Source organism: Aliiroseovarius sp. CAU 1755, assembly GCF_054482655.1.
In genome coordinates this window covers 687,725-707,436 of record NZ_JBTLRH010000002.1, presented here as the reverse complement: position 1 = coordinate 707,436, position 19,712 = coordinate 687,725, and the positions used below count along the sequence as shown (strand labels likewise).

Annotated in this window: 17 protein-coding genes; 10 read left to right on the top strand and 7 right to left on the bottom strand. The window is 60.0% G+C overall.

The genetic code is table 11. The features are described 5' to 3' along the window. Positions 1 to 5 precede the first annotated feature (5 nt). From glyS to glmM, 6 genes are all read left to right on the top strand, one after another. Positions 6 to 2,231 carry a glycine--tRNA ligase subunit beta gene (gene glyS / locus ACXYMP_RS10545; RefSeq protein ID WP_458906516.1) on the top strand — a complete coding sequence of 742 codons (2,226 nt, stop codon included), beginning with the start codon at positions 6 to 8 and terminating at the stop codon, positions 2,229 to 2,231. A 157-nt stretch (positions 2,232 to 2,388) separates the two neighbouring features. Continuing rightward, positions 2,389 to 4,938, top strand: coding sequence for a pyruvate, phosphate dikinase (gene ppdK / locus ACXYMP_RS10540; protein ID WP_458906149.1), 2,550 nt, complete (start codon positions 2,389 to 2,391; stop codon positions 4,936 to 4,938). A gap of 154 nt (positions 4,939 to 5,092) precedes the next feature. Then, a complete protein-coding gene (locus tag ACXYMP_RS10535; RefSeq protein WP_298564849.1) occupies positions 5,093 to 5,737 on the top strand; it encodes a cell wall hydrolase in 645 nt (214 codons plus the stop codon). Positions 5,738 to 5,830: 93 nt separating this feature from the next. Continuing rightward, a complete protein-coding gene (locus ACXYMP_RS10530; protein WP_458906147.1) occupies positions 5,831 to 6,748 on the top strand; it encodes a dihydroneopterin aldolase in 918 nt (305 codons plus the stop codon). Further along, positions 6,745 to 7,752, top strand: coding sequence for a dihydropteroate synthase (folP, locus tag ACXYMP_RS10525; RefSeq protein WP_458906145.1), 1,008 nt, complete (start codon positions 6,745 to 6,747; stop codon positions 7,750 to 7,752). Before ACXYMP_RS10530 ends, folP begins: the two co-directional genes overlap by 4 nt. Positions 7,753 to 7,755: 3 nt before the next feature. Beyond that, positions 7,756 to 9,102 (top strand): phosphoglucosamine mutase, encoded by a 1,347-nt coding sequence (gene glmM / locus ACXYMP_RS10520; protein ID WP_298564857.1) that lies wholly within the window; start codon positions 7,756 to 7,758, stop codon positions 9,100 to 9,102. Here the strand turns inward: glmM and ACXYMP_RS10515 are convergent. Next, positions 9,099 to 10,013: a DMT family transporter gene (locus tag ACXYMP_RS10515; protein ID WP_458906143.1), complete on the bottom strand. Its 915-nt coding sequence runs from the start codon at positions 10,011 to 10,013 to the stop codon at positions 9,099 to 9,101. The two genes, glmM and ACXYMP_RS10515, sit on opposite strands and share 4 nt — an antisense overlap. Positions 10,014 to 10,116: 103 nt before the next feature. Continuing rightward, positions 10,117 to 11,139 (bottom strand): ketol-acid reductoisomerase, encoded by a 1,023-nt coding sequence (gene ilvC, locus ACXYMP_RS10510; protein ID WP_458906141.1) that lies wholly within the window; start codon positions 11,137 to 11,139, stop codon positions 10,117 to 10,119. A 137-nt stretch (positions 11,140 to 11,276) separates the two neighbouring features. On the opposite strand from ilvC, the gene ACXYMP_RS10505 reads away from it, so the two are divergent. The 3 genes from ACXYMP_RS10505 to ACXYMP_RS10495 all read left to right on the top strand — a co-directional run bounded on the left by ACXYMP_RS10505 (position 11,277) and on the right by ACXYMP_RS10495 (position 13,379). Continuing rightward, a complete protein-coding gene (locus tag ACXYMP_RS10505) occupies positions 11,277 to 11,732 on the top strand; it encodes an Lrp/AsnC family transcriptional regulator (protein WP_298564865.1) in 456 nt (151 codons plus the stop codon). Continuing rightward, entirely contained in the window at positions 11,729 to 12,184 is a 456-nt protein-coding gene (locus ACXYMP_RS10500) for an Lrp/AsnC family transcriptional regulator (protein WP_458906139.1), read from the top strand. The genes ACXYMP_RS10505 and ACXYMP_RS10500 overlap by 4 nt, the downstream gene beginning before the upstream one ends. A gap of 67 nt (positions 12,185 to 12,251) precedes the next feature. Continuing rightward, positions 12,252 to 13,379 carry an aminotransferase class V-fold PLP-dependent enzyme gene (locus ACXYMP_RS10495; RefSeq protein ID WP_458906137.1) on the top strand — a complete coding sequence of 376 codons (1,128 nt, stop codon included), beginning with the start codon at positions 12,252 to 12,254 and terminating at the stop codon, positions 13,377 to 13,379. A gap of 48 nt (positions 13,380 to 13,427) precedes the next feature. Here ACXYMP_RS10495 and ACXYMP_RS10490 read toward each other — a convergent pair whose 3' ends face one another. The 3 genes from ACXYMP_RS10490 to ACXYMP_RS10480 form a co-directional block, all read right to left on the bottom strand. Further along, positions 13,428 to 13,628, bottom strand: a complete 201-nt coding sequence (locus ACXYMP_RS10490; RefSeq protein ID WP_298564872.1) for a hypothetical protein — start codon at positions 13,626 to 13,628, stop codon at positions 13,428 to 13,430. Positions 13,629 to 13,729: 101 nt separating this feature from the next. Then, positions 13,730 to 14,929, bottom strand: a complete 1,200-nt coding sequence (locus tag ACXYMP_RS10485; RefSeq protein ID WP_458906134.1) for an FAD-dependent monooxygenase — start codon at positions 14,927 to 14,929, stop codon at positions 13,730 to 13,732. A gap of 3 nt (positions 14,930 to 14,932) precedes the next feature. Beyond that, a complete protein-coding gene (locus ACXYMP_RS10480) occupies positions 14,933 to 15,604 on the bottom strand; it encodes a pyrimidine 5'-nucleotidase (RefSeq protein ID WP_458906132.1) in 672 nt (223 codons plus the stop codon). A 153-nt stretch (positions 15,605 to 15,757) separates the two neighbouring features. Between ACXYMP_RS10480 and ACXYMP_RS10475 the strand changes: the two genes are divergently transcribed. Then, the gene (locus ACXYMP_RS10475) at positions 15,758 to 16,402 is read left to right on the top strand and encodes a GntR family transcriptional regulator (protein ID WP_298564879.1); all 645 of its coding nucleotides are present in this window, start codon (positions 15,758 to 15,760) and stop codon (positions 16,400 to 16,402) included. Here the strand turns inward: ACXYMP_RS10475 and ACXYMP_RS10470 are convergent. Together ACXYMP_RS10470 and carA are read right to left on the bottom strand one after the other, a co-directional pair. Next, the gene (locus ACXYMP_RS10470) at positions 16,374 to 18,359 is read right to left on the bottom strand and encodes a glycosyltransferase family 2 protein (protein WP_458906130.1); all 1,986 of its coding nucleotides are present in this window, start codon (positions 18,357 to 18,359) and stop codon (positions 16,374 to 16,376) included. The two genes, ACXYMP_RS10475 and ACXYMP_RS10470, sit on opposite strands and share 29 nt — an antisense overlap. A gap of 108 nt (positions 18,360 to 18,467) precedes the next feature. Beyond that, the gene (gene carA / locus ACXYMP_RS10465) at positions 18,468 to 19,634 is read right to left on the bottom strand and encodes a glutamine-hydrolyzing carbamoyl-phosphate synthase small subunit (protein WP_458906128.1); all 1,167 of its coding nucleotides are present in this window, start codon (positions 19,632 to 19,634) and stop codon (positions 18,468 to 18,470) included. Positions 19,635 to 19,712: the final 78 nt, after the last annotated feature.

Below are 19,712 nucleotides of genomic sequence, written 5' to 3'. Positions count from 1 at the left end.
ACGATATGCCCGACCTGCTTATTGAGCTCTTTTCCGAAGAAATCCCTGCACGGATGCAGCTGCGCGCGGCTGAAGACCTGAAAAAGCTTGTCACAGATGGACTGGTTGACGCCGGGCTGACCTATGCAGGGGCTGCTGCGTTTTCCACGCCGCGCCGTTTGACGCTGGCAGTTGACGGGCTATTGGCCACGTCGCCCGACACGCGCGAAGAACGCAAGGGGCCGAAAGTGGGTGCGCCCGACAAGGCCATCGAGGGCTTCCTGCGCGGCGCAGGCCTGACCCGCGATCAGCTTGAGGAGCGCGACACCCCGAAAGGACCGGTCTATTTCGCGCTGATCGAAAAGAAAGGTCGCCCCGCAGCCGAGATCGTCGCCGACGTTCTGGACGCCACGATCCGCAACTTCCCATGGCCCAAGTCGATGCGATGGGGGGCGGGCAGCCTGCGCTGGGTGCGCACGTTGCATTCGATCCTTTGCATCTTGTCCGACGAGGCTGGCGCAAACGTCGTGCCGCTTGAGATTGACGGGATCAAAGCCGGCGACAGCACGGAAGGTCACCGCTTCATGGCCCCCGGTCGTTTCTCTGTGTCCAGCTTTGCCGACTACGAAGCCAAGTTGAAAGCCGCCAAGGTTATCTTGTCACCCGCGGAACGTGCCGACCATATCTGGGCCGAAGCGCAGAACGCTGCCTTCGCCCAAGGGCTGGAGATTGTCGAGGACAAAGCGCTGCTGGCCGAAGTTGCCGGTCTGGTCGAATGGCCGGTGGTGCTGATGGGCGATATTGCCAAGGACTTCATCCCCCTGCCGCCTGAGGTGCTGCAAACCTCGATGAAAGAGCATCAGAAGTTTTTCTCGGTGAGGAACCCGAAATCCGGGTTGATCGAGAAGTTCGTCACCGTGGCCAACCGCGAGACTGCCGACCACGGGGCAACCATTCTGGCCGGAAACCAGAAGGTTTTGTATGCAAGGCTGGCGGATGCAAAGTTCTTTTGGGAAAATGACCTGCGCGTTGCCGAAGCGGGTGGTGCTGCGTGGCTGGAAAGCCTTGATAACGTGACATTCCACAACAAGCTTGGATCGCAAGGGGATCGCATTGTCCGCATCACGGCTATGGCGCGGGCCGTAGCGCCTGCGGTGGGGGCGGATGTCGATTTGGCGGTGCTTGCCGCGCGCTGGGCCAAGGCGGATCTTAGCTCGGAAATGGTGTATGAATTTCCTGAACTTCAAGGGCTTATGGGCAAATACTATGCCGGTGTCGCGGGGCATCCTGCCGAAGTTGCGGCTGCCGCGTTGGAACATTATTCACCGCTTGGACCATCCGATGACGTGCCTTCGGCGCCTGTTTCCGTGGCGGTCGCTTTGGCTGACAAGCTGGATACATTGGCCGGGTTCTGGGCCATCGACGAAAAGCCAACGGGGTCGAAAGACCCGTTTGCGCTGCGTCGTGCAGCGCTGGGCGTGATCCGCCTGATCTTGGACAACAGGTTGCGGATAAATCTGGACGCTTTGTTTGACGCCCAGCTTCTGCGACACGAGATCGAGCAGAACGAAAACGGTGAAGTGCGCGCCGCCCTTCTGCACGATTTGGACGCAGAGATTGCCGATCACGGCGTGTTCGGGGCTGCGATCCGCACCGTTCTGGACCATTTCGATGGTGATTTGTCCAAGCATCTTGAGGGTGTGAAGGAAAGCCTTCCGGACACCTCTGACGATCTGTTGGCCTTCTTCCATGATCGGCTGAAAGTTTATCTGCGCGACAAGGGCGTCCGTCACGATGTCATCGACGCGTGTTTGCATATGCCGGGCAATGACGACCTGACGCTTTTGGTGAAACGCGCCGAGGCTCTGTCGGCGTTTCTGGCCACCGAAGACGGCGAGAACCTGCTGCAAGGGGTCAAGCGGTCGACGAATATTCTGGCGCAGGCCGAAGAAAAGGATGGGGTCGAATACTCCTATGGAGCGGATGTGAAATTTGCCGAGGCGGATGAGGAAAAGGCGCTGTTTGCTGCTCTTGACGCCGCCCAAGCTGCAATCACCCCTGCCATGGAGGCCGAAGATTTCGCGGCGGCAATGGCTGCAATGGCCAGCTTGCGCGCGCCCATCGATTCGTTTTTCGAGGCCGTGCAGATCAACACCGACAATCAGGTTGTGCGGCGCAATCGCCTGAACCTTCTGGCCCGCATTCGTGCGGTGTCGGCAGGTGTCGCGGATCTTTCCCGCATCGAAGGCTGAAAACCAAGGGCGGCCGGCGCGCTTGTGTCGTGACGACTGCGCTGCCACAGACCACAGACAGAACGTGTGACCGTTTGCCATGTAAACCTTGTGCGATACGGTTTGCGCGGTATTGTGTGGGACGAAAGGCGGTGCTGCAGTGCAGAAACCAGGTGCAATGGCGTTCACGGAAATCACACCCACAGCGGTGATCGAAAACGCGCGCCACGGGGGGCGGGCGAAATGCCTGCAGCGGCTGATCCGGCTCAATATGCCCGTGCCGCGCACAGTCGCGCTTGGCTTCGATGCGGTGCACGGTGTTTCGGCCGGGGATATGCCCGACCTTGATGCCATGTTGGCGCTGTTTGGTCCTGATCCGCTGGTGTCGGTGCGCCCATCGTCGGAAGACCCGGATTGGGGCGGGCCGGGGGCCATTCTGAACATTGGCATGAATGATGCCGTGCACGCCAAGCTGGTGAAATCGCATGGCGAAGCGGCGGCCAACGCGCTGTATTTGCGGTTTATTCAATCCTACGCGGTGCATGTGGGGCGGCTGGACCCGGATGAGTTCGAGACGTTCTCGACCCCATCTGCGGATGCGTTGCGCGCTGCACTTGAGCTCTATGAAGAAGAAACCGACGACTATTTTCCGCAAGATCCCAAAGAACAACTGGCCGAGATTCTGCGCTCGATGGCGCGCGCATGGGAAGGCACAACGGCACGTCTGCTGCGTGAAGCCAAGGGAGCGCCAGCCGATGCCGGGTTGGGTCTTGTGGTGCAGAAGATGGCGCTTGGTGTGGGGCAGGGGATCTGCGGCTCTGGCGTGATCCAATTCGTCAATGGGCAAACCGGACGGCGCGAAATTCGCGGGCGATACCTGTGTAAAAGTCAGGGGCGTGACGCCATTGCAAGCGCCGAGGATCGCGATGTCATGTATCTGACGAAAGATGCACGCGGCAGGTCGATCGAAGAGGTGTTGCCGGAAAGCTTTGCGGCGCTGTTGCAATATGGCGATCTGTGCCGCGCGCGGCTCCGCGAAGAGATGGAGATCGAGTTTGCCATCGACAACGAACAGCTTTTTATCCTTGATGCTGTGCGGGTCGCGCGTAGCGAACGGGCGAATGTTCGCATTGCCGTTTCGCTGGCAGAGGATGGGTTCATTTCGCGTGCAGACGCGGTGATGCGTATCCCGCCGCGCGCCTTGACTGAACTGCTGCACAGCCAGATCAACCCCAATGGCAAACGCGATCGCTTTGCGCAGGGGATTGCAGCCAGTCCCGGCGCAGCCACCGGCAAGATTGTCTTCAACGCACGGGCGGCTCAGGCGATGGCCGCGCAGGGGGAAAACTGTATCCTCGTTCGGCGCGAAACCAGTCCCGAGGATATCCGCGGGATGCACGCCGCCAAGGGCATTCTGACCGTTCGCGGCGGGATCACCAGCCACGCCGCAGTGATCGCGCGTGGCCTTGGGTTGCCATGCGTTGTCGGCGCGCAGAATCTGACTGTGGATGAACGGAAGGGACGACTTGAAACAGCCGAAGGTCGGGTGTTCGAAGACGGCGACGTGATCAGCATCGATGGCACTTTGGGCGAAGCGCTTGTCGGCGAGGTCGAAATGCTTCCGCCTGAATTGGGCGAAGGGTTTCAAACGCTTATGGCATGGGCGGATGAGTTCCGCGACATGGGTGTGCGCGCCAATGCAGACAGCCCACCAGACGCCCGCAACGCGCGAATGTTCGCTGCCGAAGGGATCGGCCTGTGCCGGACCGAGCATATGTTCATCGACGACGACCGCCTTTTGGCGATGCGCGAAATGATCTTTGCGGACCATTCCAAAGACCGCCGCGCCGCGCTGGACCGCCTGCTGCCAATGCAGCGTGATGACTTTACCGAGCTTTTCAAGATCATGCAGGGGTTGCCGGTTTGCATTCGCTTGTTCGACCCGCCTTTGCACGAGTTTTTGCCGCATGGGCGCGAAGGATTGCGAGAGCTAGCAGAGGCCCTTGATCTGCCGCTGCGCGATGTCGAACGCCGGGTGTCGGGCCTGCGCGAGTTCAATCCGATGCTGGGTATGCGCGGGGTGCGCCTTGGCGTGACTGTGCCCGAAATCTATGACATGCAGGCCCGCGCAATCTTCGAGGCCACCATTGAAGCCTCGATATCCGGCGATCCCGTCGTGCCCGAGATCATGATCCCGCTGGTTTCCGCCAAGCGCGAGGTCGAGATCGTGAAAGCCCGGATTGACGCCGTCGCCGCCGAGGTGCGTATTGAGCATGGGTCCAATTTCACCTACCGCCTTGGGGTCATGGTGGAAACACCTCGCGCGGCGCTCAGGGCTGCCGAAATTGCGCAGCATGCCTCTTTCATGTCGTTTGGCACCAATGACCTGACCCAAATGACCTATGGCCTGTCGCGTGATGACGCGGGCCGTTTCATGGGGGAATACGTGGCGCAGGGCGTCTACAAGGAAGACCCGTTTCACATGCTGGATACCGATGGCGTGGGTGAGTTGTTAGAAATGGGCGCCACACGTGGGCGCGCCGAAAATCCGAACCTGACGCTTTCGATTTGTGGCGAACATGGCGGCAACCCGGAATCGATCCGATTCTGTCGCGATGCAGGGTATGACTATGTCTCTTGCTCGCCCTTCAGGGTGCCGATTGCGCGTCTCGCCGCCGCCCAGCTGGCGATCGAGGCGCAAGGCGCTGAAAGCCCGCAAGACGATTGATCCAAAAGGGTTTTTCAGTTTCCGCTGCGCGAAATCTGGCAAGATGCGGCGTTTTGAACCACATCGCCCAGCCCGCTGGTCTGGACGCAGAGGCAAATTTTTCGTATTCCGACGCCTTGTAAACCGATTGTTTTCGGGACTGGGGGTTGTTTTGATGAAACGAGAATTGCTGCGCCTGCTTGCGCCGGCTCTTGTCACGCTGGGCGTTGGCCTTGCAGGGCTTCCAGCTTCGGCCGAAGGGAATGCCAACCCGTTCGGAGCGCTTTTACTTCAAGACCGTGCGGGGTTTGGGGCGATGCCGGGCGCGCGTCTTGCCTCGATGGCCAAGCTTCCTACGACGTCAGACCAAGCCAATGCGATCAACTATTCTTTGGAATGGTTGGCGTCGCAACCGGCGCCTGAACGCGATCCCGAATGGAGCTGCCTTGCAGAGGCGCTGTATTTCGAAGCGCGTGGCGAAACTGTCAAAGGGCAGTTTGCTGTGGCCGAAGTCATCCTGAACCGTGTCGATCATCCTCGATTCCCGAATTCTGTCTGCGGTGTCATCAACCAGGGCACGGGGCGCAAATACGCCTGCCAGTTCACCTATACCTGTGACGGGCGCGAAGAGGCCATTCACGAACCGCGCGCTTTTGCGCGTGTCGGAAAGATCGCGCGCGCCATGATCGACGGCGCGACACGGCAGCTGACCGCCGGTGCGACCCACTATCACACGACGGCTGTTCTGCCGAATTGGGCCAATCGCCTGACTAAGACGGCCAATATCGGTGTTCACCGTTTCTATCGCTTCCCCGGCTAAACTTAGCCGCCATTGCCTCGGTGATGTCGCTTTGCGCTGGTCAAGCCTGCGTGCGGCGGGGCATTGTGCTGTCATTCTGTATGAGGGCCACCGATGAGCGACGAAACCGCCATAGCCTTCGCGCCACTGGCACAGCGCGCCGCGGCCGAGGTTGACGCGACCAATCCGCCTGACCGCATTTCGGTGCGCGATCACGTTGTCGAGGTCGAAATCGGCGCGTTTCAGTCCGAGCGGGATACAACCCAGCGGGTGCGTTTCAGCGTCGTCGTCGAGGTCGCCCCAAGTGATGGAGCCGCGACAGATGATGTCGATGATATCCTTTCCTATGATACGATCACCGATGCCATAGAAGCCGAATTGGCTGCCGAACGGTTGAACCTTCTGGAAACGCTGGCGGAACGAATTGCCGACCGCATTTTACGTGAACCTCAGCCCCTGCGGGTGTTTGTGCGGATTGAGAAGCTGGACCGGGGGTCCGGCACATTAGGGGTCGAGATCGTGCGTCACCGTGCCGTGGCAGACACTGCCACAGATCAGGCGGACGAGGTGAAGCACCCCATGGTGGTGCTTTTGGACAGGGCGGCGGTGAACAGCCCCGATTTGGGCGGGTTTTTGGACCGGCTCGAACAGGGCGCGCGCCCCGCCATATTATGCGTCGAAGGGGCTGAGCCGCCAACAGCTACCACGCCGCTTTCCGGGCCGGCAGCGCGTATAGATCTTCTGTCGACCGAACAGATGGCGTGGCGACTGGCGGCGCGCGACGCGCGATGCGTTGTCGTCGAAACCCGGACCGAACTTGACTGGGGTATGAACAACGGTCAGATCAGCGTTTGGGCGCCGTCAAAACTGGTGCTGGACGCCGTTGAAGGCCCTGCAAGCGCGGCGCCTTTGGAACTGGCGGTCTGGTTTGCAGCCCATATGCAGGCCGAGATGCTGATCGTGATTGGTCACGACGCCCCCGCCTTGTCGCCTATTCCGGTCATGTCGCGCCAGTTGGTGGATGCACCGTGACGGCGCGCACGCACCCCCTGCCGCGTCATGGCCTGCCCTATGCGGGCTGTGCGTTGGCGGGATCTGGTCAGATTTGGTTTGACGAGGTTTTGCTGCGTGAACGCTCGACTGCGCCTCGGCGGGTCGCTCTGTCCGACTGCCCGCATGCCACCATTAAACGACTGTCCGCGCCCCGTGCCGACGTGTGCGGATTGGGGCTGGACCGGCCGCGCGTGATGGGTGTGTTGAACGTCACGCCCGACAGTTTTTCAGATGGTGGGGACAATGCCACACTTGCCGCTGCGGTCGCGCGGGCCCACGAGATGGCGCAAGATGCAGATATCCTTGATATCGGCGGAGAAAGCACCCGCCCGGGCGCGCAAGAGGTGCCCATCAAAGAAGAAATCCGCCGCACAGCCCTGGTGATCGAGGCGATCCGGGCAGAGGGGATCACGACCCCAATCTCGATCGATACGCGCAAAGCTCGGGTGGCTGAAGCCGCTCTGGATGCAGGTGCGGACATGGTTAACGACGTCGCGGCCTTCACTTTTGACCCCGAACTGGCCGACCTTGTGGCCGAACGCGATGTGCCGGTGTGCCTGATGCATGCGCAGGGGCAGCCCGACACGATGCAGGACAATCCGCGCTATGCTGACGTGTTGTTTGATGTGTTGACCTTTTTGGAAGACCGCATTGCGTTTGCAACCCAGTGCGGGGTCAACCTGGAACGTATTATCTTAGACCCGGGCATTGGGTTTGGTAAGACTTTGGAACACAATGTGACTTTGCTCAGGAACCTGTCGCTGTTACACGACCTCGGTCTGCCTGTCCTGCTGGGCGTTTCGCGCAAGCGGTTCATCGGCACAATTGGGCAGGCGGAAGACGCCAAGGATCGGATGGCCGGCTCGCTGGCCGTCGCGCTTCATGGGATCGAGCAGGGCGCACACATCCTAAGGGTCCACGACACAGTCGAGACCCGGCAGGCAATTCGCTTGCAACAGGCGATTATGGAAAAAGGTGATTGAGCGGTGGTAAAGAAACTCTTCGGAACAGATGGCGTGCGCGGTTTGGCCAACAAGTGGCCGATGACAGCCGAGATGGCACTGAAACTGGGTGCGGCAGCGGGCCGACACTTTCGCCGCGATGGATCGAACGGGCACCGCGTGGTGATCGGCAAGGACACGCGCCTGTCTGGCTATATGCTGGAAAATGCCCTGACGGCGGGATTGACCTCGACAGGTATGAACGTGCTGTTGCTGGGACCGGTTCCGACCCCTGCGGTGGGGCGACTGACGCATTCGATGCGGGCGGATTTGGGGATCATGATCTCGGCCTCTCACAACCCGTTCCATGACAATGGCATCAAGTTTTTCGGCCCCGACGGGTTCAAGCTTTCAGATGAAGCCGAAGCTGAGATTGAACGCTTGGTCCATGACGGTGTGACACCCGTTCAGGCCCACAATATCGGGCGCGCGAAACGGATCGACGAAGGGCGGATGCGCTATACCGAATACCTGAAAACCACATTCCCGGAAAACCGACGGCTTACGGGCATCAAAGTGGTGATCGATTGTGCCAACGGGGCGGCCTATCGCACTGCGCCAGAAACACTGTGGGAACTGGGGGCCGATATCGTGCCGGTTGGGGTCAGCCCTGATGGCACCAATATCAACAAAGGGTGCGGGTCCACCGACACCGCCCTTGCCGCAAGAACTGTGGTTGAAACCGGGGCGGATTTGGGCATCTGCCTTGACGGTGATGCGGATCGGATCATGGTCATTGACGAAAAGGGTCAGGTGGCCGACGGGGATCAGATCATGGCGCTGTTTGCCAGCCATTGGGCGGATGAAGGTCGCCTGAAGGGTGGCGCTCTGGTTGCCACGGTGATGTCAAACCTCGGACTGGAACGACACATGGCCGCCAAGGGGTTGGACCTTGTGCGCACCAAGGTTGGCGATCGCCACGTGGTCGAGGCCATGCGAGGCGGCGGCTTCAATCTGGGAGGAGAGCAATCAGGCCATATCGTGATGACCGATTATGCCACGACCGGCGATGGGTTGTTGGCTGGCTTGCAATTTCTGGCCTGCATGGTTGAAACCGGCAAACCAGCGTCAGAGTTGTGCAAGGTGTTCGACACCGTGCCACAGCTGTTGAAGAACGTACGCTATGGCGAAGGGCAAGCTCCGTTGGAGGATGACAACGTCAAGGCCGCGATTGCCGACGCAGAACGCAAACTCGATGGGCAGGGTCGTCTGTTGATTCGAAAATCTGGCACAGAACCCCTGATCCGCGTGATGGCGGAAAGCGAAGATGATGTGCTGCTGACGCAGGTCGTCGACGGTATTGTTGCAGAGGTTGAAGCGGCCGCGCGCTAGGCGCGTGCAGATTTCCGCGGAAGCAACTTGCGCAAGCTTACCCACTGGCTGATGGCCAGCCCGGTCAGGATCAATGCGAGCGCGAAGAAGAACCGCAAAGGCAGGGCTTCGCTCAGAACCCATGCGCCGAAGACCATCGACCAGACCGGCACCTGGTAATTCACCAGCGTCAAAAAGACCGAGCCCGCCGACCGGATCGTCGCCACACGCAGCAGCGCCGCCAAGGCGGTTGGCACTAGCCCCAGCGCGATGATGGCAAAGCCGGATCGCGCGCCCTCCCAGCGGGGAATCCCTTCGACCACCAGCATGGCAGGCAACAAGATGACTGCGCCCACCGCAAGGGTCAGAGCGGCAAGGGTCAAAGGATCAATTGGCGGGCAACGGCGGGTTTGCACGGATGAGACCGCATAGCTGAACGAGGCGGCAAGGCAGGCAAGCTGCGCCAGTGGCTCTTTGCCCTGACCAAGCGCTACAAGCCCCGGCCCGATCAACACCAGCGCGCCGGTGAAGCCAATCAGAACCCCTAAGAACTTGCGCCCATTCAGCTTTTCGTCAGAGAAGAAATGCGCCAGCGGCAGCACCATCAAAGGCAACGCCGCCATCGACAGCCCAGCGAACGCGGACGGAACATATTGCTGGCCCCAACTAAGCAACGTGAAGGGCAAGGCGGTGGACAGAACGCCGATCCAAATGACCGACGACCAAAGCGCGCGGTCAAACCGCGGAATGCTGCGCCCAGTTGCCATCATTGCCACCAACAATGCCGCCGCCCCCAATGCCGTGCGAGCGGCAGCGACGGTTAGAGGGCCATAACCCTCAAGTGCGATGGACACGACCATGAAGGTCGCGCCCCAAATCAGGCCAAGAGATATCACGCCGCCCCAGTCACGGCGGGTTGGTTGGTCAGTCATGTCAACGCTCGTGCAGCGAAAAAAGAAGGGGCGCCGTAAATCGACGCCCCACCTGATCTTATGCGCAATAGGATTGCAACCCACCGCGCCTGTTGATCAAAGATCAGTTCTTTTCTTTGTCGACCATCTTGCCGGCCGAGATCCAAGGCATCATGTCGCGCAGCTTCTTGCCGACAACCTCGATCTCATGCTCGTCATTGGCACGACGCGAGGCCTTGATGGTCGGTTGACCAACAGCGTTTTCCAACATGAAGTCGCGCACAAACTTGCCGCTTTGGATGTCGGCAAGGCTTTCTTTCATGGCCTTCTTGGTGGCTTCATACGGCAGAATGCGTGGGCCGGTGACATACTGGCCGTATTCTGCGGTGTTCGAGATCGAGTAATCCATGTTCGCGATGCCGCCTTCATAGATCAGGTCCACGATCAGCTTGGTTTCGTGCAGACACTCAAAATACGCCATTTCGGGCGCGTAACCAGCTTCGACGAGAGTCTCGAAACCGCAACGGATCAGTTCAACGATACCGCCGCACAGAACGGCTTGTTCGCCAAACAGGTCAGTTTCGCATTCTTCGCGGAAGTTGGTTTCGATGATGCCCGAACGCCCGCCACCGATGGCCGAGCAATAGGACAGGCCGATTTCCAGCGCTTTGCCGGTGGCGTCCGTGTTCACAGCCACAAGGCAGGGCACGCCGCCGCCTTTTTGGTATTCGCCGCGCACGGTATGACCGGGGCCTTTGGGGGCCATCATGATGACGTCGATGCCTTCTTTCGGCTCGATCAAACCGAAATGCACGTTCAGGCCGTGGGCAAATGCAATTGCCGCACCCGGCTTGATGTTGTCGTGAACGTATTTCTTATAGGTCTCGGCCTGAAGTTCGTCGGGCATGGTGAACATGATCAGGTCGCACCAAGCGGCTGCTTCGGCGATGCCCATGACTTCAAGGCCTTCAGCGGCGGCTTTTTTGGCCGAGGCAGAGCCTTCACGCAGGGCAACCACGAGGTTCTTGGCGCCGGAGTCGCGCAGGTTGAGCGCGTGCGCGTGGCCTTGGCTGCCATAGCCCAGAATGGCTACTTTTTTGTCTTTGATCAGGTTGATGTCGCAATCGCGATCGTAATAGACGCGCATATCGGGCGCTCCTTGCATGAGTTTCGTTCTGCCGGGCATCATAGGGGAGCTGTCCATGGTGACGAGATCGGATAGCATGAATTTCACACCGATATTGATCATTTCAATTCGCGCAGATGGATGATAGTGAGAAAATCATGCTTGATGACACCGATAGACGCATTCTTAGACAGATGCAGGCCGATCCGATGATGGCCGTGCCAGACCTGGCAAGCCTTACCGGTATGTCCCCAGCGCGCCTGACGCGTCGGATTGAACGATTGCGCGACCAGAACATCCTGCGCGGCCCACGCGCCGTCATCAACTGGCGCGCCTTGGGCTACACGGTTGAGGTCAGCCTGCGCATCACGCTGGACAAAACACAGGCGCGGGCATTTGACGAGTTCATCGAGGCCGCGCGCGACATCCGCGAAGTCATCGAGATCCAGACCTTTCTGGGTCGCGTCGATGTGCGCCTGTCGGTGATCGCGCGCGACATGGCGGATTATCAGGCGATCTATCGCGACCAGTTGCTTGCCTTGCCACATATCGCCGATATCGAAGCCCTGATGCACGTGGCCCGGATCAAATCAGACGAGGCTTTGCCGCTATGATCGACCTTGATGACATCGATCGCGCCCTTTTGCGGGCTTTGTCTGAGGACGCCACGCAATCGGCAGGTGCGTTGGGGCGTGATGTTGGGCTTAGCCAACCCGCGACATGGCGCCGGATCAAGCGGTTGACCGATCACGGGGTCCTTGCCGGGCGACGGCTGGATCTGGACCGCGAGGCTTTGGGCTTTGGAGTGGCGGTTTTTCTGGGCGTGAAACTGGCCACCAAGGGCCGCGTCAGTCTTGAGGATTTCGAACGCGCGGTGTCCGCCATTCCCGAAGTGCAGACCGTCGAACATGTGCTGGGCATGTATGATTATCGCCTGCGTGTCGTGGCCCGCGACATTGCCGATTTCGAACGGGTGCTCAGACGCCGGATCATGACTCTGCCCGGTGTGGGGGATGTCGAGGCCAATGTGCTTTTGTCCGAAGAACGTCGGATGGGTCCGATTTGACACCTTCCAAACCGGACCGATTTGGGCCACGCTGCGTCCAACGTGGAACCATTGAACGGAGCCTGCCATGAAAGCCCTTTTGCCTGATATTGACCCGGATGGAATGCTGGAATTTTCGGTGGTGTTCACCGACCGGTCGCTGAATCATATGTCGGCGGCATTTCAGGGCGTGATGAACGACATCTCGTCCATCTTGAAAGAGGTATACAACGCCGATGCCGTGGCCGTCGTCCCCGGTGGCGGCACCTACGCGATGGAAGCCGTCGCGCGCCAGTTCGCCACCGGCAAGCGTGCGATGGTTATCCGCAACGGCTTCTTTTCCTTCCGATGGAGTCAGATTTTCGAGATGGGCGCGATCCCGTCCGACGAAACTGTGATGAAGGCCCGCCGCGTCGGCAATGCGCCTGATGCCCCCTTCGCCCCCGCCCCGATTGACGAGGTTGTCGCGCGTATCAAGGACGAACGCCCCGACGTGGTCTTCGCCCCGCATGTGGAAACTGCAAGCGGTATGATCCTGCCGGATGATTATCTGAAAGCCGTCGCGGACGCCGTGCATGCAGTAGGCGGTATCTTCGTGCTGGATTGCATCGCATCCGGCTGTGCGTGGGTCGATATGAAGGCGACCGGCGTCGATGTGCTGATCTCGGCCCCGCAAAAGGGGTGGTCGGCGCAGCCCTCTGCCGGGCTGGTGATGATGAACGAAACCGCCCGCGATCTGGCGAAACAGGCGACTTCGACCTCGTTCGCGGTGGACCTGGGCAAATGGCTATCCATCATGGAGGCGTATGAGGGCGGAGGCCATGCCTACCACGCGACGATGCCCACGGATGCCCTGCGCGCCTTCCGCGACACGATGCTGGAGACCCGCGAATACGGCTTCGACAAGCTTCGCGATGCGCAATGGGAACAGGGTCGCCGGGTGCGCGAATTGCTGGCGTCGAAAGGCGTGAAATCCGTCGCAGCGGATGGGTTCACGGCACCAGGGGTCGTTGTGGCCTATACGTCCGACCCGGATATCAAAGCAGGCAAACCCTTTGCCGCCGAAGGGGTTCAAATCGCCGCCGGTGTGCCGCTGATGTGCGACGAAGGGGATGATTATTCCAGCTTCCGGCTGGGGCTGTTCGGCCTCGACAAGCTGTATGACGTGGACGCTAGTGTCGCGCGTCTGGATGCCGTTCTGTCGAAAGTGCTTTGATCAGAAGGCGCGCGGGGATACCCTGCGCGCCGTCTTTGACAGGCTGGGTCAGCCTTTGCCGCCGGCCATCAGCACCAAAAGCAGATAGATCACCGGGACGGTCGCCAGCGCTACAAGCCCGACGCCCAACACGCCCAAGGTTAGAAAACCACCCAACAGGGCGGCAATGATCACGCCAAAGATGATGAAGGCGTTGCGTTCACCGCGGGCTTCCGCAGCTTTCATTTCGGGGGTCTGTTCACTTGCCATGTCGCGTTTCTCCTATTCGCAGCGTAAGGCGCTTTATCGTCAAGAGCAGGCTGGGCGGAATGCGACATCCCGGCATAGCGTCAGCATGTCGCAGGGTCGTGTCAGTTTGGACCCAACCCTGCCCGCATCACCTTGCGCCGCATCGGTGATACGTCATGCACTGTTTTCAGACCGATCAGACGCACGGCTTGCATAACGCCATCGCTGGACCGGGTGACCCGGTTGAACAGGTCAATCACGCGCGCCCTGCGTGAGATGTCGCTTGCGCGCGCCTGCTCATAGGCGCGCATCATGGCCGGGTCGCCAAGGGCTTGGCCTGAGCGTTCTGCGATTTCAAGCAGGGCGATGACGTCGTTCAGCGAGGTGTTCAGCCCCTGCGCGCCGATCGGAGGCAGCGCGTGGGCGGCCTCGGCGACAACGGCGATACGACCCGCGACTAGCGCATCCGCGGTCTGGGTGATGATCGGCCAAATCGACCGATTACCTTTCAGGTGCATGCGCCCCAACAGCCCGGTCGAGCGGGTAAACATCGCGTCCTCGAACGCTGCAATGTCCATCTGCATCAGTTCAACCGCGCGCGGCCCTTCGTTCATCCAAACAATGGCCGAAGCGTTCATGCCGTCGATATCGGGCAGGGGGACAATGGTGAATGGGCCACCAGCGTTGTAAATCTCGGTCGAGATATTGTCGTGTGGCAGGTCATGGGTCACCGTGAAGGCCAGAGACTTCTGACCATATCGGGTGGTGGAAACGGTGATCCCTGCAGCCTCGCGCAGCGGCGAGAATTTGCCATCAGCGGCGATCCCCATGCGCGCGCGAACGCGGTCACCATTGGTCAGTGTCACGAAAATTTCGCTGGTGCGCTGCACGATGCTGCGAAAGCCCGCACCGTAAAGCGCTTCGATCCGGTCTTGCTGTTGGAGGTAGCTCCAGATCTCGCGTCGGACCACCCAATTCATCAAGTTCCAGCCGAAGGGTTCGTCGCCCATGTCGTCGGACTGGAACACGCGGCGGTCGCGAATTTCGGGGGGCCAGCCGGTCGTGTCAATCACCGCAAGCTGGTCGAGCGGTTTGGCATGAGGGGCCAGAAGCGGCCACAGTCCAATCCGGTCAAAAAGCTGCCGTGCGGGCCTTAGAAAAGCAGTCGACCGCAGATCGGATGCGTCATCTGTTGCGCAGGTGACCGGGACAAATGGGTCTGCCATCACGACCGTGAACCCGGCCTCGGCGAAGGCGGCCGCGGTCACCTGACCTGCGATGCCGCCACCCGAGATGAAAATGTCAGCGGTGTAGTCCGTCATGGGTCATTCTTCCGTATCAGGGCAGGCGGCGTCAACAAGCTGGCGTAGAAAGTCAGTCAGGTCAGCGGTGTGGTGATGGATATGTGCGGCCGGGTCAGGGTCCGGCGCGACATGCACGGTGCGCATGCCAAGCGCATGTGGCACCGACAGATTACGCGGATCGTCTTCGAACATGGCGGCCAATTGCGGTGTCAGACCATCGCGCGCAAAAACCTTGTCGAAAGCCGCCCGATCGGGTTTGGGATGGAAATCGGCGTGTTCGACGCCATAGACCGCGTCAAACAGCCCGGACAGGCCGCGCGCGGCCAAAACGCGTTCAGCATAAGGCGCCGAGCCGTTGGTGTAGACGATCTTGCGACCGGGCAAGGACCGGATGTGGTCAGCCAGCGCCGCGTCAACCTCCAGATGGTCCATCGAGATGTCATGAACATCGGTTAGATAGGGGCCGGGGTCGACCCCATGTTCACGCATCAATCCCGCAAGTGTCGTGCCGTAGGTCTTCCAGTAATGCAGGCGCAAGCGATCCGCTTGGTGGCGGTCAACGCCAAGCGCCTGCATGACCCAGTTGGTCATGCGAATTTCGATCTGATCGAACAGGCGCGCATGTGGCGGGTAAAGCGTGTTGTCCAGGTCAAAGACCCAGGCGCTGACATGGGAAAAGCGATCGGCAACCATGGCGCGACGCTACTCTTCTTGGCGGTGGGAAGAAAGTGTGGAAATGCATCTGCCGCCGTTGTGCGACACCAAGGCACGGGCTTCCGGTTTGCCTTGCAAGCGCTTGCGTGCTTAGGATAGCGGATCAAAAAGCCAACAAAGGACGAGGGAACGGTGGCAGAGGTCAAACAGGGACAAAAGGACGCCTACGAGCTGATCCTGGACGCGATAGACATGGGCACCTACAAGCCCGGAGACAGGTTGGTAGAAAGCGAACTGGCTGACCGTTTCGGAGTGTCGCGCACCCCTATCCGTGAAGCCCTGCAGCGGCTTGAGACGCAGTCTCTTTTGGCGCGCGATGGACGTAGTCTGATCGTCGCATCGCTCAGTCACAACCAACTGGCAGAGCTTTATGTCGTGCGCGCCGAACTGGAAGGGCTTGCAGCATCGCTTGCCGCTCAACACGCCGCGCCCGAGGAAATCCGGGTCCTGCGCGAGATGGTGGAAGAGGACCGCACCCGCCTGTCGGACCCCGCCGCTTTGTCGCGTTCAAACCGCCGCTTTCACAAGCAATTGCACCTTGCATCGCACAATCGCTATCTGGTGCAGCAGCTTGATCTGGTTCATAGGACCATGGCGCTGCTTGCCACGACGTCGCTGGCCGCTGAAGGACGCAGCGAAAAAGCCATCGCTGAACATGATGCCATCGTTGCCGCGATCGAGGCGCGCGATAAGGTCGCTGCCCACGACGCGCTCAAGGCGCATATCTCAAAAGCGTTTGAGACGCGGATCAAGCTGGATTCGATGGCGGGTGAATGACCGGCACCTGCGGCGCTTCGTCAAATTCCCCATGCTGGGTCTTGTCCCAGTAAAACGGCTTGGTCACAATCTCGACAAATCCCTTCATCGCCGCCAATGACGCCAGTGGGTAATAGAAATGGAGCGTCGGCACCCAGAACCTGAGCCAGCGATGTTTTGCGTTACTGACCGCTTGAATGCCGACCGTGATGGTCAGCAATTCAGTTGCCATGAATACCGTGCCCAGCACGATCAGCAATTCGTTGGGAACGACCCCTCGCAGCGGGTGGGGCAGGCCCAGCGGGAACGCCCAAAAGGTCCACAGGATAGGCGCGAGCAGGAATTGCGAGAGGCTGCCCAGAAACAGAATCTGAAAGCCGGTGAACTTCCACCATCCCAGATCCCGCAACAATTGGCGCGGCTGGCGCATATGCACGCCATAGGTCATGGCATAGCCCTTGATCCAGCGTGACCGCTGTTTGATCCAGGGCCAGACACGGCAATTGGCTTCTTCTTCTGTCACCGTATCGACCAGTTCGGTGCGATAGCCATGGCGGGCGAGGCGGATGCCAAGGTCTGCATCTTCGGTCACGTTGTGAGCGTCCCAACGTCCCAACTTCTCGAGCGCGTCGCGTCGGAAGAACAACGTTGTGCCGCCCAGCGGAATGGCAAAGCCCGCCCGTGCGACACCCGGCAAAACGATCCCCCACCAAGTGGCATATTCGACGGTAAAACAACGACTTAACCAGTTGCTGCGCGCGTTGTAGAAATCGAGCTTGCCCTGCAAGCAGGCCACGTCGGGGCCGCGTTCGGAAAAGCGGCGCACGATCTTATGGATTTGGTCCGGGGCTGGGGCGTCTTCTGCGTCATAGACGCCGATGATCGAGCCGCGGCAGAAATCCATTGCGAAGTTCATCGCGCGCGGTTTGGTCTTGACCCCTCCGCGTGGCACGATGATCTGACGCATCCAGCGCGGCAGGTCCGCGTTTGCCAGAGTGTTCTGGGTCAACACGTCGTCTTCTTCGACCACAAGGCAGATGTCCAAAAGCTCGCGCGGATAGGAAAGCTTTTCCAACCGTTTTACCAAGCGCCCGGCGATCTCTCGCTCTTTGTAAAGCGGGACCAGAATGGACACGGTGGGAAGTTTCAAAAACCCATGCGCGCCGCGAGCCGAGGTGAAATCAACGTGCGCCGTCTTTTGCTTGCGCCAGAAGTGCACGGCGGCAACGGCTTTCAGGGTGGAATTGAGCACCAGGGTCAAAACCGCCCAGACCGTCAGCGCGACGAAGCCCGCAAATGTCGACACGACGAACAACGCCATCAAACTAAGAAGCAGCGCAGCAGCGTAACGCGCGACTGATCCGCGGCGCCAACCCCTGCAGCTTTCCGCGTCGCTGACACGGGTTTCGGCGCGCATCGCCAATGATCTGTGCCGCAGCGATACCAGCGTGGTCTGTATGTCGTCCTCAGAGGCGACGGCCAGAAAGCAGCGCCCCCAATCGGATGGAAAATCCTTTGCCAGACGCGAGAAGTCGTCGGGGCGCGCACAAATAATGATGGTGGCCCCGCCGACCTGTTTCCACGGGACCACCCCATTGCGGATGCAAAAGGTCGCCCCCAGCCGGTCGATCAGGCGCACATCTGGCGGTTCAGTGCGCAAGTCCGCAATCTGACAATTGAACTGCAAGGCCAGCGCGGCATAAAGGTCGGCTTTGCGCACCCACCCATTGGTCAGCAAGATGTCACCAAACCGAGCATCTTCGCGCACGGACAAGGACACGGCCATCGCAAGGTGTTCGGGGGAAAGCGCGCCCATTTCGACCAACAGCTGACCAAGCGGCTTGCGCCCCGGGCGCCGTGTCGCGGGTTGTGCGACCGTCTTTGGAAGCGCAGAGGTCTGTCCGACTTGCGGCGCATGGGCCGCGCGCGCAGTGCCTTTCGGGCTTGAATGGAGGAGTCGCAGGTAGGGTGCGGACATACGAAGGGCTCTTTGATCAGTCAGACCGACCGAGCATGAGGCACGATACGTTAACGGCTGGTTAACCAAACAGCCGCCAGCAGTATTTTACGCAAATTTTATGGCTATTTAGCCACGCGCCGCCATTGCGTCCGAGAAGCGTTCAAACAGATAGTAGCTGTCCATCGGGCCGGGGCTGGCTTCCGGGTGATACTGCACCGAAAAAACAGCCCGATCGTCCATGCGAATACCACAGTTCGACCCGTCGAAAAGCGACACATGCGTTTCGATCACACCGTCCGGAAGGCTGGCTGCATCGACCGCAAAACCGTGGTTCATCGACGTGATTTCGACCTTGCCGGTTTCGTTGTCCTTCACCGGGTGGTTTGCGCCGTGGTGGCCGTGGTTCATCTTGATGGTGCGTGCGCCCAACGCCAGCGCCAGCATCTGGTGGCCTAGGCAAATCCCGAAGATTGGTAGGTCGGTGGTGTCGAGGATCTCTTTGATCATCGGCACTGCATACTGGCCGGTCGCCGCAGGGTCGCCCGGACCATTGGACAGAAAAATGCCGTCTGGGGCATGCGACAGCACCTCTTGCGCAGTGGCGGTCGCGGGCAACACCGTCACGTCGCAACCGGCCGAAGCCAAGCAGCGCAGAATGTTGCGTTTTGCGCCATAGTCCAGTGCCACAACCTTGTGGCGCGGGCTGGTTTGCTTGGGATAGCCGTCGGGCCACGCCCAACGCATCTCGTCCCAGCGATAGCTCTTGTCGCAAGTTACGTCTTTGGCAAGGTCCAGACCCTCAAGTCCGGAAAAGGCCCGCGCTTGGGCGATCAACGCCTCAATGTCGAAATTGCCTTCCGGATCATGCGCAATCGCAACATGAGGTGCGCCCTGATGGCGAATGGCGCGGGTCAGGCGGCGGGTATCGACACCGCCCATGCCAATGCGGCCCTGCTGGGACAGCCATGTCACCAGATGTCCTGTTGACCGCCAGTTTGACGGCTCGGTCGGATCCCATTTGACCACCATCCCAGCGGCCACTGGCGCGCTGGTTTCGTCATCTTCCGCGTTTACGCCAACATTGCCGATGTGCGGGAAGGTGAAGGTGACGACCTGCCCGGCATAGGACGGGTCGGTCATGATTTCCTGATACCCCGTCATGGCGGTGTTGAAACACAGCTCGGCGGTGGTTGTTCCTGTGGCCCCGAAACCTTGACCATAAAAGATGGTGCCATCTGCCAATGCAAGGCAGGCGGTGGGTTTGCCGGTGTGTGAGGCGGTGGCAGCGGACATTAGGCGACTCCCGATCGTCAAATTGTCGCGAAACTAGTGGTGCCGGCCCCTAGGGTCAAGGGGGCGTGGTAAAACGAC

What these genes read in the sequence shown, in the direction of transcription:
- glyS (WP_458906516.1), top strand. Translation starts at nt 6, where the DNA reads ATGCCCGACCTGCTTATTGAGCTCTTTTCCGAAGAAATCCCTGCACGG.
- ppdK (WP_458906149.1), top strand. Translation starts at nt 2,389, where the DNA reads ATGGCGTTCACGGAAATCACACCCACAGCGGTGATCGAAAACGCGCGC.
- ACXYMP_RS10535 (WP_298564849.1), top strand. Translation starts at nt 5,093, where the DNA reads ATGAAACGAGAATTGCTGCGCCTGCTTGCGCCGGCTCTTGTCACGCTG.
- ACXYMP_RS10530 (WP_458906147.1), top strand. Translation starts at nt 5,831, where the DNA reads ATGAGCGACGAAACCGCCATAGCCTTCGCGCCACTGGCACAGCGCGCC.
- ACXYMP_RS10515 (WP_458906143.1), bottom strand. Translation starts at nt 10,013, where the DNA reads ATGACTGACCAACCAACCCGCCGTGACTGGGGCGGCGTGATATCTCTT.
- ilvC (WP_458906141.1), bottom strand. Translation starts at nt 11,139, where the DNA reads ATGCGCGTCTATTACGATCGCGATTGCGACATCAACCTGATCAAAGAC.
- ACXYMP_RS10505 (WP_298564865.1), top strand. Translation starts at nt 11,277, where the DNA reads ATGCTTGATGACACCGATAGACGCATTCTTAGACAGATGCAGGCCGAT.
- ACXYMP_RS10500 (WP_458906139.1), top strand. Translation starts at nt 11,729, where the DNA reads ATGATCGACCTTGATGACATCGATCGCGCCCTTTTGCGGGCTTTGTCT.
- ACXYMP_RS10495 (WP_458906137.1), top strand. Translation starts at nt 12,252, where the DNA reads ATGAAAGCCCTTTTGCCTGATATTGACCCGGATGGAATGCTGGAATTT.
- ACXYMP_RS10490 (WP_298564872.1), bottom strand. Translation starts at nt 13,628, where the DNA reads ATGGCAAGTGAACAGACCCCCGAAATGAAAGCTGCGGAAGCCCGCGGT.
- ACXYMP_RS10485 (WP_458906134.1), bottom strand. Translation starts at nt 14,929, where the DNA reads ATGACGGACTACACCGCTGACATTTTCATCTCGGGTGGCGGCATCGCA.
- ACXYMP_RS10480 (WP_458906132.1), bottom strand. Translation starts at nt 15,604, where the DNA reads ATGGTTGCCGATCGCTTTTCCCATGTCAGCGCCTGGGTCTTTGACCTG.
- ACXYMP_RS10470 (WP_458906130.1), bottom strand. Translation starts at nt 18,359, where the DNA reads ATGTCCGCACCCTACCTGCGACTCCTCCATTCAAGCCCGAAAGGCACT.
- carA (WP_458906128.1), bottom strand. Translation starts at nt 19,634, where the DNA reads ATGTCCGCTGCCACCGCCTCACACACCGGCAAACCCACCGCCTGCCTT.